The following is a 14,327-nucleotide window of genomic DNA, read 5'->3' as shown; positions in this document are numbered from 1 at the left end:
CTACATAATTGTCATATCGTTATTCAACAACAAGTTCTCAACAATGTAATTGGCGACAGACCTCCCCAACAGCAGCCCATCTGTATTATCAGATGAGAAATGAACTCCCGCATAAAGACGGCTGATCGAGGTTTCCTCTGCTGCTTGCGAAAAACTATCATACGATCGCGAAATGTTGGGATTATCTAGCGCATTGGCAGTAAAACTGACATCGTTACCGAAGATAGAACTCAAAACTATCTCTGCCGCGCCACTTTGGGCACTGTGTCCCGATACGTAACCGGGAAACGCCGGAGTACCCAACAGAGGTTCCCAGTTCGGATCGGTTTCTGTCAGCGGATTATTATCGGTGTCAGCTTGTCGAATGGCTGTAATCGGTCGCCAAGAATTATAGGCATACTTGGTATCCCAACTGGCAATGGAAGTGTCAGCCAATGCAATATTCAACAAAGCGAACATACGGGCATCTTCCAGGAGAGTATTGCCATGCCTTAAAGACATTTCTTGTGCGATTTGATTCCAGAAAGTGGGTGGGGTAAAAGCATTCGGACTGCCCGCCCAAAATCTGGCAATTTCTGTTTGTTCGGCAGTGCGAGTAGCGCTATTTTTGCTGCCCAATTCTTTAACTAAATTGAACTCGGCTGCGTATTCGGTGCTACTCAAAGGCTTTGGCCCAGTCACGCGGAACTGAGATGTACTTCTCATCCCAAAAGGCGTAACATCCGCCCATTGAGGTGTTGTTGCGGGTGCAAAGCTGGGGGGAGTCGGTACCCAGCTACCGGGATTGGGTTGTGGCGTGTAAGGAACTTGGATGTTTGAACCATCCGTACTCCGCCACTCGATAATGCGATCGGCTACAAATTGGCCCAAGGCAACGCCATCACTTTCCGATTTACCGTCGGGAACTTGCGCCAGAGATGACGCCAATGCCGCATCCAAGCTAGCTTTTTGTTGGGGGTAGGCATTGACTAAAACGCGATGTGCCGCCGCAGCTGCCGCTGCTTCAGGGGAAGCAAAAGCAGGTGCTTGTGCTTCTACTCGGTAGGGAGTGTAAGTCTTTGCAATAGCATTAACAGCATCGTAAATTGCTGTATGTACCATTGCCATATTCCGAGTTGCCATCCCGCCTGACGTTCTCTCTACCCGCATCGCATTCAGCAGGGTTTGATTCCAATCAATAACTACATTGGTGGCATCGGCAGAAACAAAGTTGTTGAATGCCGGATCGAACTGGAAAGTAGGTGAAAATTGGCGTCTTTCCGTCAAGCCCAAAACGTTTAAGTGGGATAGGGCAATAGAGCGATCGCCACCGTAAGTTTGATTTACATCTGCGTTATTCTCTAGATAGAAGTCCAGATCGACAACCTCAGAGAAGCGGCGTCCCTCCGCCAGTCCGCGAGTTTGCAGATGCTCGAATAATTGCTCGTTGTTCAAAGAAGCTAAATCGCTGTTGTTCTCCCGATAGAAGTTTAAGTTTACCAACCGAGAAAATATCCGTCCCTCAGCAATTCCGTGTGTTTGCAGATGCTCGAATAATTGCTCGTTGCTAAAAGAAGCTAAATCGCTGTTGTTCTCGCGATAGAAGTTTAGGTCTACCAACGGTAAAAATTGGCGTCCCTCGTTCAGACCAAACTTCTGTAAGTGTTCAAACAGTTGAGTCTCGGTAGTCAAACCTGCCGCTGGCAAGTCAGAATGTACAGCTTGGTAAAAAGCGGCATCAAATATCTTAAGAGTCATGTTGGTAATTTACGGATAGGTAGTCAAATATCTATCCGATGGCTTTTGACAATGAGTATATTTTCTCATACCTAGCCACACGAGCGCTTACGTCTGTAAATAAGCTAAGATTGTTAAAGATTTATTACTGTTTTCGCTAACTCCCTGTTCTCAAAGGCTGCTATGACGCTCCCGATTCGCAACGTTGCCATTATTGCCCACGTAGACCACGGCAAAACCACTCTAGTTGATGCTCTGCTCAAACAATCCGGCATCTTCCGCGAAGGGGAAGAAGTACCTGATTGCGTCATGGACTCCAACGCGATCGAGCGGGAGCGCGGCATTACTATTCTGGCAAAGAACACAGCCGTTAAATATAAAGACACGCTGATCAATATAGTTGATACCCCCGGACACGCTGACTTTGGCGGTGAAGTCGAACGGGTGTTGGGTATGGTGGATGGCTGTCTGCTGATTGTAGATGCCAACGAAGGCCCAATGCCCCAAACCCGCTTCGTACTGAAAAAAGCCCTGGAAAAGGGATTGCGTCCTATTGTAGTGGTGAATAAGATCGATCGCCCGCAAGCAGAACCGCATAAAGCGATCGACAAAGTATTAGACCTGTTCCTAGAATTAGGTGCAGATGACGACCAATGCGATTTTCCCTATCTATTTGCCTCCGGTTTGGGTGGATACGCCAAAGAAGACCTCAAAGACGAAGGCAAAGATATGCAGCCTTTGTTTGATGCTATTTTGCACCACGTACCGCCACCGGTCGGAGACCCGAACAAGTCGCTGCAACTGCAAGTGACAACTTTAGACTATTCCGACTATCTGGGTCGGATAGTCATCGGTCGCATCCACAACGGTACGATCAAAGCGGGTCAGCAAGCGGCTTTAGTAACGGAAACCGGTGCAATTGTGAAAGCCAAAATCACCAAATTGATGGGATTTGAAGGCTTGAAGCGCATTGAAATGGCAGAAGCTTCCGCCGGAAACATCGTCGCCGTAGCAGGTTTCGCGGATGCCAATATTGGGGAAACGATTACCTGTCCCGACGAACCGCAAGCTTTACCGCTGATTAAAGTAGACGAACCTACCTTGCAGATGACGTTCTCGGTGAACGATTCGCCGTTCTGCGGACAGGAAGGACAATTTGTTACTTCCCGGCAATTGCGCGATCGACTCATGCGAGAATTGGAAACCAACGTCGCCCTCCGCGTCGAAGAAACCGACTCCCCCGACAAATTCCTCGTTTCCGGTCGCGGCGAATTGCACCTGGGTATCCTCATCGAAACCATGCGCCGCGAAGGTTACGAATTCCAAGTATCCCAACCGCAAGTTATCTATCGCGAAGTCAACGGTCAACCCTGCGAACCCTTCGAGTATCTCGTGTTGGACGTTCCCGAAGAAAGCGTCGGTAGCTGTATCGAACGCTTAGGTCAGCGCCGTGGCGAAATGCAAGATATGCAGGTTGGCGGTAACGGACGCACCCAGCTAGAGTTTGTCATCCCCGCACGCGGTTTGATCGGTTTCCGAGGTGAAATCATGCGTATGACTCGCGGCGAAGGTATCATGAATCACAGCTTCCTCGACTACCGACCCCTCAGCGGTGATGTGGAACTGCGCCGCAACGGTGTCTTGATTGCTTTTGAGGAAGGCGTTTCCACTTTCTACGCGATGAAGAACGCGGAAGATCGCGGCGTCTTCTTCATTACCCCAGGTACGAAAGTTTACAAGGGTATGATTGTCGGGGAAAACAACCGACCTCAAGACTTGGAACTCAACATCTGCAAAACCAAGCAGCTGACTAACCACCGCGCCTCCAGCGGTGAAGAGTTGGTGCAGTTACAAGCACCCGTAGATATGAGTTTGGAGCGTGCTTTGGAATACATCGGCTCGGATGAATTGGTAGAGGTAACGCCGAAGTCAATTCGTCTGCGGAAGATGGCGAAGAAGTTGGTGAAACGCTAAAAAGCTAAAAAGTAGGGTGGGCAATGCCCACCTTATTTTTTGATAATGTTGATAACTGGGGAAAGGAGAAACCTGATGAGTTGGCAAGAGCGAATTGTTATCGACCCTGAAATTTTAGTAGGAAAACCAGTTATCAAAGGTACTCGCTTAGCGGTAGAGTTTATAATTGAGCTTCTGGCTCAGGGATGGTCGGAAGCGGATATTTTGCGGAATTATCCAGGAGTGACGCAAAAAGATATTAAGGCGTGTTTGAGCTACGCCACCTAAATGGATTCTTATGAATAAGTTCGATCGATTGAAGAATAAGTTAACTCAGTTAGCAACAAAGGATAAAAATTTTAAAAATTTTGGTTCCGAGTTACACAAATATCAACTCAATCCTTGCTTGAGCGAAGCAGAAATTCAAGCTTTTGAGGCAAAAAACAGGATTACACTTCCAGATGACTATCGAAATTTTCTATTAGAAGTTGGCAATGGGGGTGCCGGCCCCGGTGATGGTTTGCGGAAGTTAGAAGTAGATAAGGAAATGTCAACAGCAGAAAATGATTACTACCTCTCGCAACCATTTCTTCTCATGAAGGCGTGGAATTACCCAGGTTTGCTCAACCCTGGTTACGAGTTTGTGGATATCAATGAAGATAAGCTCACGCAGGGAACAATGTATGTAGCAAATTATGGTTGCGACATACATAGCCGCTTAGTAATTACAGGAGACCAGCGAGGAACAATCTGGATAAATGACTGTGGTAGTGATGGTGGTATTTATCCTTGTTCTTTGCAAATTGGGTCCTTTTATCATTCCGAAATGGTTGAGGACGAAGAGTTAGAGCCAGCTTTAAGCGAGCCACCTTTAAGTTTTTATGATTGGTACGATAACTGGTTGGATAAGAGCCTAGAGGCTGATTATATTTAGTAAAAAATGTTTGCTTAAGTTACATTTAAGTGCGCTCGGTGGGTTACGGCACGGGAATTTAATTATCGGTTGAAAAAGCTGAAATGTCGCCCGTGCCTAACCCACCCTACGATTTAGTTTTCGTAGGTTGGGTTGACGCCAGGAAACCCAACACTTTGTTGGGTTTCGCTATCGCTCAACCCAACCTACAATTCTACGATTTAGACTAATAGTTAAATTTATGAGATGGCGATCGCATTCTGCAAGAGTCGTGCTACTTCATATATCTTGTGAAAGCAGACAACTACCTCAATACAGATTTTTACGTAAATTTAATAGATTTTATTTATGAAAAGCAGAAGAAAAAATATTTGCATATATGGGTCTAAAGAGTCTAGGTTGTAATTAAAGGTAAGATATTGTGAGGAAATTATGAGTTCGAGTTTTATAGTCGGCCAAATTGACTGGAGTCCCATTGTTGAGCGAATGCGAGTTAAACAAGGGGAGAGATTGCCTAGTTATCCGGGGGATTTGAAAACAGCGTTACTCGATCGCGCCGGACTCAAGGATAGGGCCAAGGCAGAAGAAGCTTACAATCTTGCTAGGGAAATCGCCCGTCTGACAACCTATTGCGATCCGGAAATTACCTATTGGTTTTCTCGTCTTGTATCGCTGATGGATTCCCAGGTGTCAGACAGGGAGTGCAAAGGCGAAGAAAAGGTTGTTTTGAGCAAGTAGGTGAGTTAACGCTCGCGCGATTTAAGGGAGCTAATCGCGTCTACTGAATCAAAATGATGGCCTCTTCCGCTTTGGCGTTCAAAGCTTTTTGGAGACTTTGCCCGACTTTGACGATCAATTCGTCAAAAGCAGCTTGATTTGCTGTCAGTTGTTCTCTCAGGGTCATTTCCAAGTCCGGATTGATTTTTTCGCAGATATTCTCGATTTTGCTATCGTTCAAAAAACTAGAACGCAGCCAACTGGGAATATCCATATTTGTCTTGATTGCGTCCTTTACTCCCTTCCTGTTGAGTTCCATTCCAGCGGCGATAGCCGAGGCACCATAGACGAGTGCGATCGGCCAGGTAAAATGTCCGGTTACGATCAGAAGGAAGATACTCGCGAGAGTCCCGCCACCAATCACAACATTGACGATAAACGCTACAGTTTCTGATAGAATCGCATCGCCGATCGACAGATCGGGGTTCACCACATCGGGGTCGATACCTTCCTCAAACCTTAAGCTGCTTCTCGGTATTTGGAACTGGCGACAAATGGGGTCGGTTTCCAAGGCTAAATCGGGTTGAATTTTGCTGTTAAACCAACTCACACATTGATTGTCGATCAGAAGTTTGGCGCGATCGCTTTTCAGCCACTGTTCGGCTCGCTTCTTCATCGCCGTTTCCAGGTCTGCCAAAGTTCTGACTTTGTTACTTTGCCAGTCTCTCAAACCCGGTTTAATCGCATTTTCTATTAAACCAAATGACAGCGGTTTTGTCAACAACTCGACTAACTCTGGGATATGTTTTTTGATGATATCTTTGATCTTGTCGGAATCGAGTAGTTTGTGCAACTCTTGCTTGAAAGCAGCAGCACGCAAATCCCATCGTCCCACTCGCGCTAAACCCAAAGCAATGCAGCGTTCCGGTTCCGGATCTGGACGAACTTGCGTGTCGGGTTCCGGAAAGATTTCTTCGCAAATTTGACGGGTGAATTTCATCCGAGATGCACCGCCAGTCATCAACACAATTTTCGGTACAATGCCTTGACGATCGAGCTTTTGCTTGGCATCAATCACCGATTCGCGAAAACATTGCATCCAACTTTTATTTCCCAGTTCCGACAAAGGTTGATTCAATATTTCCTCCATAATTAACTTGTTAACTTGGGGGATAAAGTAAATTTGTTCGTTGATGGATTCAAAACCGCGAGCAAAGGATTGCGGGTTGCTGAATAGCTGCTCGTTAGAAAAATAATCTTCTTTCGCTTTGCGACAAGCAAGTTCGCAACGAGCTTGGTGATGGGGATATTCGGCAAACACTCTTGCGAGTAAATCTTTTTGCTCGTGTTTCGCAAGAGTGCGAGCGAAAATTGCCTTATCAATTAGCGATGCTCCCAGCGAATTACTGCCGAAATCGATCGGAATTTCGTGTAAGCTCTTAACTAGGGTAAAGTCGGTAGTCGAAGAACCGATATCGACAATTAGCACGGAAGATTTGAGTTTGTCGTACTCAAGCTTGCCGGCTTCTTTGGCTTGCATAAAAGCGGCTCGCGATTCCGGAACAACACTCAGCAAAGGAATTCCAGCTTCTTTGAGTAGCTTTTGATATTCTTCGCGATCGCTCAACGACCATCCCGAAGGACAGCCAACATAAAAGTAGTCGCTATCTCCACCTTTGATTTGCTTGTTATCTTTTAAAAGGCGGAAGTAGGTTTCCAAAAAAGTGCGAATTGTCTCCCGATAAGTTGGATCGTTGTTTGGTTTTTGCTTGAAAGTGATTTTGAGTTGAGTAACGCCTGCTTGAATTAAGGCTTGTTCTCCGACAAGATAACCTAAATCCGGATGCCAACCAAGTGCCGTTACTTGGATTTTCTTATTATTAACCTCAAGCATTTCTGGAGGCTCAATGCTCTCCACTATTGCTTTAGCTACGGCTGTTTCGCCATGTCCCAAATCGAAACCGATCGTCTCTAAAATTTCCATACTTCTACTGTTAAATGATACCTTATGCCATTTCTGCGATAACTTACGCAACCGTCACAAAAGAAGAGTTCAATTTTAAGGTACGTTATTGCGCTTTAGCGCTGAAGCGCAACAACCTACCTATCAATCTGCCAGCTGCGTAACACCTGTATCTTCATCTGCGTTCATCTGCGTTCATCTGCATATATCTGCGGTAAAAAATCTTCAAAACCTATGAATCTCTAGCCTGAGAGAAAGCCGGCTCAATTACTCTACCTCTTCTGAGCAAGCGATCGCCCTTCAACAAAGCCGGAGTTATGGTAATGTAATCTTTGGTGGTGCGATCGATACTTGGTTCAAAGTCAAAATACTCTCGTCCGTTTTGTGCATCCTCCGGTCGGTAGATTTGCACGCGAATTCCCTGTTCCATCAAACTTTGTGGCAGCAGCCTTGCTAATTCTAGCGTCATTTGCGGTCTTTCCAAATATGACGCGCCCATCAATCTTTGAATCAGATTCAATAGTTCTGGTAACTCTTCTATACCAAGGTCATCGAGAGGTTTTTTGGCGTCTTGAGAGCGACCTACTGCTAAATCTATCGTATTCAAAGCATCGGCAATGTTGTCTAGAAGCACTTGACTATCAACTCGCACAATTGGTTGGGGTGCTTCCGGAAGTTGGGGAAGTTCCGCACTATCTTTATTTTTATCTTTATCGAGTTGGAGTACAACTTCCACCCCCAGCAGCACTCCCACCAACAAAATCGCCATCCAAGCGCCTGGAGATGTTCTCGTCAGGGAAACTAGGGAACCCAAAATAGCGATGGAAATCAGTCCCTGTACCGCTTTGAGGATTAATCTGTTGGGAGAAAGTCGTCCGCCTTGGTTTACAATGCGATCGGGCTCTGGGAGAGCAAGTTGAGTTTCGTTAGCGGCGGTGAGAGTGGCGACAGATTGTCGCAATGTATCCAAGAAAAACGAAGCCAGACGTACCTGATTTACATTCAGCTCGCCAATGTAACTCTTTTGAAGAGTATCGAGTCGGCTATGAACCAGCTTAACAACTTGCTCGACGCTGGTTGCGCGATCGATTTCTTTCTGTAGTTCGCTGCGTTCTTTGCCAAAAAGTGTTAATAGCGTGTTCATCTCTCGCACCAAGACTTCAGGTTTGCCCAAAAGTAGAACGATCGGGCGTCTTTTTCAAGTTTGACGCAAAGGGGATACAAATTTCACCAATCGAGTCTCGCTCCGGTAATAAAACTTAATAGTTAAGCTCGCTAAAATTGGTTGAGTGAGGGAATTGCTGCTGTGCCGAGCTATTCCCATCGCACATATTCCCATCATAACCGATTTAGTTACAAATCTCAACCTTTTAATGCACAATCCCTCTTGAGAGGTAAATTAATATTAAGCAAGAGAAAACGGGAGAAAAAAATGGCTGAGGAAAAAACCTATTTAGAATTATCCGAATCCGATGGCGTTTCCCATAAATTTTACGAAGTAATTATCAACGGTACGGAAGTTTCCATTCGCTACGGTCGGATTGGCGACAAAGGTCAGACTCAAGTAAAATCCTACCCGACAGCGGAAAAAGCGAAAGCGGAAGCGACGAAAAAGATTAACGAAAAACTGAAGAAAGGTTACGAACAAGCAGTCATGGGTGTGCGCCAAAAACGTGCTGTGACTCGACGGGAAATCAAGAGCGATCGATCCACCGCTTCCCCATCTCCCGTGCTGTGGAAATTCGCCTCCGGTTCTGCCGCTTTTGGTATATTTATTGAAAAAAATCGCTGTTGGGTTGGCAATCAAGCAGGTCAAATATTTGCCCTCAACAATACAGGTCAAGTAATCAATCAATTGCGATTACCTGACGGTGTGAAATGTATCGTCGCCGATGAAGGTTGGCTTTATGCGGGATGCGATGATGGCAAAGTCTACGATTTGACGGGAAAAATACCCCGCGTCGCCTATGAAATTGCGGAAAATGTGGATATTTTCTGGCTCGATATTAAAGATGCAATTCTGGGAGTTTCCGATCTAGAAGGGAACATTACAACTATCAATCACGAAGATGAATCCCAGTGGACGAAAAAAAGTAGCGGTAAGTACGGTTGGATGGTACGTTGCGATGAAATTGGCGTCTATCACGGACACAGTGAAGGCGTCACCATGTACGATTGGGAAGATGGCAAGAAAATTTGGCATCAAAAAACACGCGGAGATGTATTGTTTGGTTGGCAAGAAGAAGCAATGGTTTATGCCAGTACCAGCCAAAATTTAGTTTGTTCTTTTACTAAGAAAGGCGAAGCTAAAACAATTTATCAGTGCGATGCAGCAGTGTATTCTTGCGCGACAGCAGAAGATGGGAAATATGTATTTGCAGGGGATAATTGTTCGTCGATTTATTGCTTTAACGAAAAAGGCGATCGACTCTGGAAACTAGCCACCGGATGCGGTTCCGCCTTCTCCATGCAATTTTTAGACGATCGCCTTTACATCGTCACCACAGACGGTTCGCTTGCTTGTATCGACGCCAGCGAATCTGCAATTAATGCCGCACAAGCGGGTACACTTCCTCAAACAATTAATATTAAAGCACCAGCAGCAATTGCCGCCGCCGTTCCTTCCAACACTTTGGAAACTACTTCAAACACAACTCAAGGAGTAATTGTCGAGTGTTTCAAAGAAGGAAGTAACTTAAGAATTCGCGTCGTTTCTCCCGGTTACAATTCCAACTGGAAAGTGCAATTTCCTAAAGACATTCGCGAAGAAGGTGCGCGTTATTTGGTGGAAGAGGTGCGGGCATCATCTCGCGGTGGTTTTTATCGCGCTTTTGGGGATATTAAGAAGTTAGTTACTCGTTGAGATTGAGGATTGTTTTTTCAACGCAGAGGTACGCAAAGGTTAGCGCAGAGGTACGCAGAGGAAAAGAAAAACTTTGCGTTACTTTGCGTTGACCTTTGCGTCCTTTGGCGCTTGGGCGAAAGCTGGCGTGCCACTGCGATCGCATATTGGTTACATTCTGCGAATGTTCTTGCTATAATTAATAGTAAAAGTTTATCGTCTGGAAAAGAGCGAATTTTTACTGTTTAGTAAAAGGAACCGTATAAATTGCCATTGCCGAATCCCGAAAATGCTTTTATTCAGCCTGCAAAGCTGGCGGGGTATTTGCTTTCAGAAACTCACTCTGTCGGAAAATCAAAAGCTAAGTTTTTTCGCGAACTCGGTTTTAATGAGGATAATGTCGATATTTTAGAGCAGGAGTTATTAAAAATCGCTCGTTTTCAGGAGATTAGTGAAACAATTGCTACAACACATGGCACTAAGTATGTAATAGTAGGGACAATTAATACACCAAGCGGTAAAGCGGTTAGTATCCTCACAGTATGGATTATTGATGCAGGTCAAGAAAACCCTCGATTTGTTACCGCTCGACCATTTTTAGAAAATAAGGAGCGATCGTAATATGCTTAAAGAGCTAGATGTAATTACTTTAACTCGCGATCTTGAAGAACACGGATTGAAAAAGGGCGCTAAGGGAGCGATCGTTCATTGTTATGATGATGAACAGGCGTTTGAGATAGAGTTTGTCAGCGACACGGGAGAAACACTAGCTTTATTAACTTTGGCAAGAGCGGATATTCAATTAGAGCGAGAAATAATTAGAGGGCAAGTTTTAGAAGTTCTTGATGCTTTACCCGCCGATTTATTGGCAGAAGTGCGAGATTTTGCTGAATTTTTGCAGCACAAGCTTCAAAGAAAAGTGAGTTAAAAGTTATGCAGTCAAATAGGGGTAGTTATTATGAGTCTCACCGATTTAAAAAATCTCTACGAAGTTGATGACTATCAATGGCTAGAAGAAACAGTAAAATTGTTAAAAAAGCAGCAATTTGAAGACCTAGATTTAGATAACTTAATTGAGGAGTTAGAGGATTTGGGCAAGGAAAAGAAAAATGCTGTAGCCAGCCTTTTAGAACAGGTTATCCGTCATTTATTATTATTGCAATATTGGAGGAGTGAATCGGAGTATAATGCTGTTCACTGGCAAGAAGAAATCTATAATTTCAGAATTCAGTTGAGACGAAGGATTACTACGAATCTCCGTAATTATTTGGAGTCGGAATTGAACTCTATCTATAAAGATGCGTTAGGGTTTGTGAAAATTAAAACTCAAAATTCCGTCACTTTCCCCCCAGAGTGTCCTTACTCGCTTGACCAATTACTTGACGTTGAGTGGTTGCCCTCGTTAAATTAAATCTGAACACACAATCCTGGTAAAATGGTAGCGAGCGATTAAGAAGAATAAATAGGCGTGATACACGCCACGCGCACGCTACCATTTTGGGTAAAAGAAGAAGCGAATCTCTGTTGTTATGTTACAAAAACTGCATACCAAGATGCTGCTTTATCCTGCTCCCAATCCAAACAATTTAATAATAAAATCCGATACTTTATTGAACTCTTCTACAAACTTAGCAGCTACTGGTAACACGGAAAACATTGTTTTGAGAGCAGAATTCGCCTCTTGAGCCTGTTTCTTTTTTTCTCCTCCATCGGGATTGTTAACAGCATCTTCAATTAGTTTTACTTGTGCTAACACTTTCTCTTTTTGGTCTTTAGTCAAGTTTGACTGTTCCTCAATACCCTCTTTAAGTTTGGAAATCAAATCTTCGATTTCCGCCTTATCCTCTTTTGGTGATGCAGATTCTTTTTCAATATATTCGTAAGTAGTATTTTTAGCATCACCACCTGTGAAATTACCTTTAAAGTCTCCTCCGATACTGTTCTTGATTGATTTATCGTCCATAACTTCCTCCTAGTTTGCTTTGTTTTGTTGTTTAACGATAACTTGAAGTAGTGCCAGAAGCATCTCCTCCAATGTAATTACCAGTAACGTTACCTCCAACTATATTCACTATGTAACCACCTAATTTATTATTTTCCATATAGTTACACAAGTCTTCAACTACGATTTTTAAACCTCTTACATCTGTAGTCACAAATACTTTCATGTGTCCTGAATTCAGATATAGTCCTAGCCCATATCGTTGTGGCTGATTAAAGTTGTATGTAACTCCACCAACCGCTGCTAAAATCATTAATCCGCCTACTAAGCTAATATCTGGAATACTGCCGAGAAACAATCCTATAATAAACAAAATTAAAAGCGCTCCCAGTGGGATTTTAATTGTCTCAACTTTGGCTATGCCAAAACCTGTGACGTTATGGAATTGAAAAACATTAGAACCAAACTGAACTGTCTTGGCTGTCAGCTTTATTGTTCCACCTTCCAGAATTTCAGTATATCTATCACCGGGCAAGATTTGTTTATTTTCAGCCATTGTCACGTCCTGTCAATTTTTCTTAATTAACTTAAAAACTATTTGCAAAGGTTAGGTTTCGTTACTTAAACGAACCAGGTCTACGCTAGCGTGTGGGTCATCTGGGTTATCCTCTTCCTTGCCTGTACAAGTTTGCTGCCATTCTTAAAGATCGTAAGCTCGCTGTTATTGTGCAGTAATTTGGCTAACTGCATCAGGAAAAGTCGAATTTTGTCATCTAAATTGTGAGATAATGTCATAAAAAGTCAGATAAAATACACCAAAACCAGCAGATACACTACCTATGGAGCTTAAGGAAATCTTAAGGTTTGCCGACGATCTAGTCTTTGCCAAGACAGGAAAACACTTGGACGACCTGCAACAGGCTATCTTAAGGGAAACGTTCCAAGGTCAGAAATATGCCAAAATTGCACAAGACCGTAACTGTAGTGAAGGTTACGTTAGGAGTGTTGCTTCTGATCTGTGGAAAATATTTTCAGATGTATTAAAAGAAGATGTTACAAAAACGAATGTTAAATCTATATTGGAGAGAGCAAGGTTTTATAATTTTTCACAAACTATAGCTAGCGATAATGCAACAGTTAATAACTTCAATATTTGTTCAAAAAATTCCCAACTTCCACAAGTCACACCACAACCGCAACAAACCCCAACCCGATCGCACATCGACTTAGGCGACGCACCGGAAATCTTCAGCTTCTACGATCGCACCCACGAACTCGCCACCCTGGAAAACTGGATTGTGCGCGATCGCTTGCGCCTCATCGCACTTGTGGGTATCGGCGGAATTGGCAAAACTTCCCTCGCACTGCAACTCATAGAACAAATCAAAACCCATTTTGATTATCTTATCTACCGCAGTCTCCGCTTTTCGCCAACGCCAGATGCAATCCTCACCAATCTGCTGCAAATCTTCTCCCAGCAAGGAGAAATACCGCAGGCGATCGAAACGCAACTTTCCCAACTCATCAACTACCTACGCAAGTATCGCTGTTTGATTGTCCTCGATGACCTACAGATGCTTTTCAGCAGCGCACAACTCGCTGGTCAATATAAATCTGGATATGAAGATTATCAATTATTTTTTAAACAAATAGCCGAAGTTTGTCATCAAAGTTGCATACTATTAATAAGTTGGGAAAAATCTAGAGAAGTCGCCTCACTGGAAAGAGTAAATAATTATGTGCATTCCTTCGTATTGGGTAGCTTAGGCGTCGCCGCTAAACAAATTCTCAGACAGCATAATTTATCAGATGAAGATTGTTGGGAAACTTTGATTAATACTTATCAAGGCAATCCTCTCTGGTTAGAGTTGACCGCCACGATGATTCAAGAGTTATTTAGAGGTAATGTTTCGGAATTCTTAGAATGCGACGCGCCGATATTGTGCGAATCCTTGCAAGCGCAGTTAGACCGACAATTTCAGCGATTAACTCCGCAAGAACAAGGAGTTACGATCCAGCTTGCCAATCAAACCGAACCCGTCTCTTTGCCGCAAATTCGCAAGACAGTAGAATTATCGACTTCAGATTTATTGAATGCGATGCAATCTTTGGGAAGGCGGTTTTTGTTGGATGCAAAAGAACAGGGTAAGACAAGTTTTTTTTCTCTCAATCCTGTGCTGCAACAGTATGTGAAAAATAGATATGGTAACTAAATAATACAGTATTTACTGGGCGAATATTTTTGGAGGTTGGGTTGAGCGAGAGGGAAACCCAACAATTT

General features: G+C 43.8%; 15 protein-coding genes. 9 read left to right on the top strand and 6 right to left on the bottom strand.

Annotation, left to right across the window (positions count from 1 at the left end; translation table 11 throughout):
- On the bottom strand, positions 1–1,737 hold the full coding sequence (locus ACE1CD_RS22610) for a phosphatase PAP2 family protein (RefSeq protein WP_374793333.1): 1,737 nt from the start codon (positions 1,735–1,737) through the stop codon (positions 1–3).
- Between the two features lie 162 nt (positions 1,738–1,899).
- On the opposite strand from ACE1CD_RS22610, the gene typA reads away from it, so the two are divergent.
- The 4 genes from typA (at position 1,900) to ACE1CD_RS22590 (ending at position 5,320) form a co-directional block, all read left to right on the top strand.
- The gene (gene typA, locus ACE1CD_RS22605) at positions 1,900–3,690 is read left to right on the top strand and encodes a translational GTPase TypA (RefSeq protein ID WP_190464055.1); all 1,791 of its coding nucleotides are present in this window, start codon (positions 1,900–1,902) and stop codon (positions 3,688–3,690) included.
- A gap of 75 nt (positions 3,691–3,765) precedes the next feature.
- Entirely contained in the window at positions 3,766–3,957 is a 192-nt protein-coding gene (locus tag ACE1CD_RS22600) for a DUF433 domain-containing protein (protein WP_374826308.1), read from the top strand.
- Positions 3,958–3,967: 10 nt separating this feature from the next.
- Positions 3,968–4,603, top strand: a complete 636-nt coding sequence (locus ACE1CD_RS22595; RefSeq protein ID WP_374826307.1) for an SMI1/KNR4 family protein — start codon at positions 3,968–3,970, stop codon at positions 4,601–4,603.
- 411 nt (positions 4,604–5,014) lie between these two features.
- Positions 5,015–5,320 (top strand): hypothetical protein, encoded by a 306-nt coding sequence (locus ACE1CD_RS22590; RefSeq protein WP_374826306.1) that lies wholly within the window; start codon positions 5,015–5,017, stop codon positions 5,318–5,320.
- Positions 5,321–5,360: 40 nt separating this feature from the next.
- Here ACE1CD_RS22590 and ACE1CD_RS22585 read toward each other — a convergent pair whose 3' ends face one another.
- Complete coding sequence (locus ACE1CD_RS22585; protein ID WP_374826305.1) at positions 5,361–7,283, bottom strand: Hsp70 family protein; 1,923 nt, start codon at positions 7,281–7,283, stop codon at positions 5,361–5,363.
- A 211-nt stretch (positions 7,284–7,494) separates the two neighbouring features.
- Entirely contained in the window at positions 7,495–8,406 is a 912-nt protein-coding gene (locus ACE1CD_RS22580) for a hypothetical protein (RefSeq protein ID WP_374826304.1), read from the bottom strand.
- Between the two features lie 288 nt (positions 8,407–8,694).
- Here ACE1CD_RS22580 and ACE1CD_RS22575 point away from each other — a divergent pair, with 288 nt between their 5' ends.
- A complete protein-coding gene (locus ACE1CD_RS22575) occupies positions 8,695–10,125 on the top strand; it encodes a WGR domain-containing protein (protein WP_374826303.1) in 1,431 nt (476 codons plus the stop codon).
- Here the strand turns inward: ACE1CD_RS22575 and ACE1CD_RS22570 are convergent.
- Positions 10,115–10,270, bottom strand: coding sequence for a hypothetical protein (locus ACE1CD_RS22570; protein WP_374826302.1), 156 nt, complete (start codon positions 10,268–10,270; stop codon positions 10,115–10,117). The genes ACE1CD_RS22575 and ACE1CD_RS22570 overlap by 11 nt on opposite strands.
- Before the next feature lie 101 nt (positions 10,271–10,371).
- On the opposite strand from ACE1CD_RS22570, the gene ACE1CD_RS22565 reads away from it, so the two are divergent.
- Genes ACE1CD_RS22565 through ACE1CD_RS22555 form a run of 3 tightly spaced genes read left to right on the top strand, consistent with a single transcriptional unit; the run spans position 10,372 to position 11,515 of the window.
- Complete coding sequence (locus ACE1CD_RS22565; protein ID WP_374826301.1) at positions 10,372–10,725, top strand: DUF6883 domain-containing protein; 354 nt, start codon at positions 10,372–10,374, stop codon at positions 10,723–10,725.
- A 1-nt stretch (position 10,726) separates the two neighbouring features.
- Positions 10,727–11,032, top strand: coding sequence for a DUF4926 domain-containing protein (locus ACE1CD_RS22560; protein WP_374826300.1), 306 nt, complete (start codon positions 10,727–10,729; stop codon positions 11,030–11,032).
- A gap of 30 nt (positions 11,033–11,062) precedes the next feature.
- The gene (locus tag ACE1CD_RS22555; RefSeq protein WP_374826299.1) at positions 11,063–11,515 is read left to right on the top strand and encodes a DUF29 domain-containing protein; all 453 of its coding nucleotides are present in this window, start codon (positions 11,063–11,065) and stop codon (positions 11,513–11,515) included.
- 150 nt (positions 11,516–11,665) lie between these two features.
- Here ACE1CD_RS22555 and ACE1CD_RS22550 read toward each other — a convergent pair whose 3' ends face one another.
- Together ACE1CD_RS22550 and ACE1CD_RS22545 are read right to left on the bottom strand one after the other, a co-directional pair.
- The gene (locus ACE1CD_RS22550; protein WP_374826298.1) at positions 11,666–12,067 is read right to left on the bottom strand and encodes a hypothetical protein; all 402 of its coding nucleotides are present in this window, start codon (positions 12,065–12,067) and stop codon (positions 11,666–11,668) included.
- 31 nt (positions 12,068–12,098) lie between these two features.
- Positions 12,099–12,602, bottom strand: coding sequence for a DUF6232 family protein (locus tag ACE1CD_RS22545; protein WP_374826297.1), 504 nt, complete (start codon positions 12,600–12,602; stop codon positions 12,099–12,101).
- 283 nt (positions 12,603–12,885) lie between these two features.
- On the opposite strand from ACE1CD_RS22545, the gene ACE1CD_RS22540 reads away from it, so the two are divergent.
- Positions 12,886–14,259, top strand: coding sequence for an NB-ARC domain-containing protein (locus tag ACE1CD_RS22540; RefSeq protein ID WP_374826296.1), 1,374 nt, complete (start codon positions 12,886–12,888; stop codon positions 14,257–14,259).
- The last annotated feature ends 68 nt before the right edge of the window (positions 14,260–14,327 follow it).

This window comes from Aerosakkonema sp. BLCC-F183 (genome assembly GCF_041929145.1).
GTDB lineage: Bacteria > Cyanobacteriota > Cyanobacteriia > Cyanobacteriales > Aerosakkonemataceae > Aerosakkonema.
This window is presented reverse-complemented; position numbering and strand designations above follow the sequence as displayed.

Bases quoted from the DNA above. Each gene is read 5' to 3' on its own strand.
- ACE1CD_RS22610 (WP_374793333.1), bottom strand. From the start codon at position 1,737: ATGACTCTTAAGATATTTGATGCCGCTTTTTACCAAGCTGTACATTCT.
- typA (WP_190464055.1), top strand. From the start codon at position 1,900: ATGACGCTCCCGATTCGCAACGTTGCCATTATTGCCCACGTAGACCAC.
- ACE1CD_RS22600 (WP_374826308.1), top strand. From the start codon at position 3,766: ATGAGTTGGCAAGAGCGAATTGTTATCGACCCTGAAATTTTAGTAGGA.
- ACE1CD_RS22595 (WP_374826307.1), top strand. From the start codon at position 3,968: ATGAATAAGTTCGATCGATTGAAGAATAAGTTAACTCAGTTAGCAACA.
- ACE1CD_RS22590 (WP_374826306.1), top strand. From the start codon at position 5,015: ATGAGTTCGAGTTTTATAGTCGGCCAAATTGACTGGAGTCCCATTGTT.
- ACE1CD_RS22585 (WP_374826305.1), bottom strand. From the start codon at position 7,283: ATGGAAATTTTAGAGACGATCGGTTTCGATTTGGGACATGGCGAAACA.
- ACE1CD_RS22580 (WP_374826304.1), bottom strand. From the start codon at position 8,406: ATGAACACGCTATTAACACTTTTTGGCAAAGAACGCAGCGAACTACAG.
- ACE1CD_RS22575 (WP_374826303.1), top strand. From the start codon at position 8,695: ATGGCTGAGGAAAAAACCTATTTAGAATTATCCGAATCCGATGGCGTT.
- ACE1CD_RS22570 (WP_374826302.1), bottom strand. From the start codon at position 10,270: ATGCGATCGCAGTGGCACGCCAGCTTTCGCCCAAGCGCCAAAGGACGC.
- ACE1CD_RS22560 (WP_374826300.1), top strand. From the start codon at position 10,727: ATGCTTAAAGAGCTAGATGTAATTACTTTAACTCGCGATCTTGAAGAA.
- ACE1CD_RS22555 (WP_374826299.1), top strand. From the start codon at position 11,063: ATGAGTCTCACCGATTTAAAAAATCTCTACGAAGTTGATGACTATCAA.
- ACE1CD_RS22550 (WP_374826298.1), bottom strand. From the start codon at position 12,067: ATGGACGATAAATCAATCAAGAACAGTATCGGAGGAGACTTTAAAGGT.
- ACE1CD_RS22545 (WP_374826297.1), bottom strand. From the start codon at position 12,602: ATGGCTGAAAATAAACAAATCTTGCCCGGTGATAGATATACTGAAATT.
- ACE1CD_RS22540 (WP_374826296.1), top strand. From the start codon at position 12,886: ATGGAGCTTAAGGAAATCTTAAGGTTTGCCGACGATCTAGTCTTTGCC.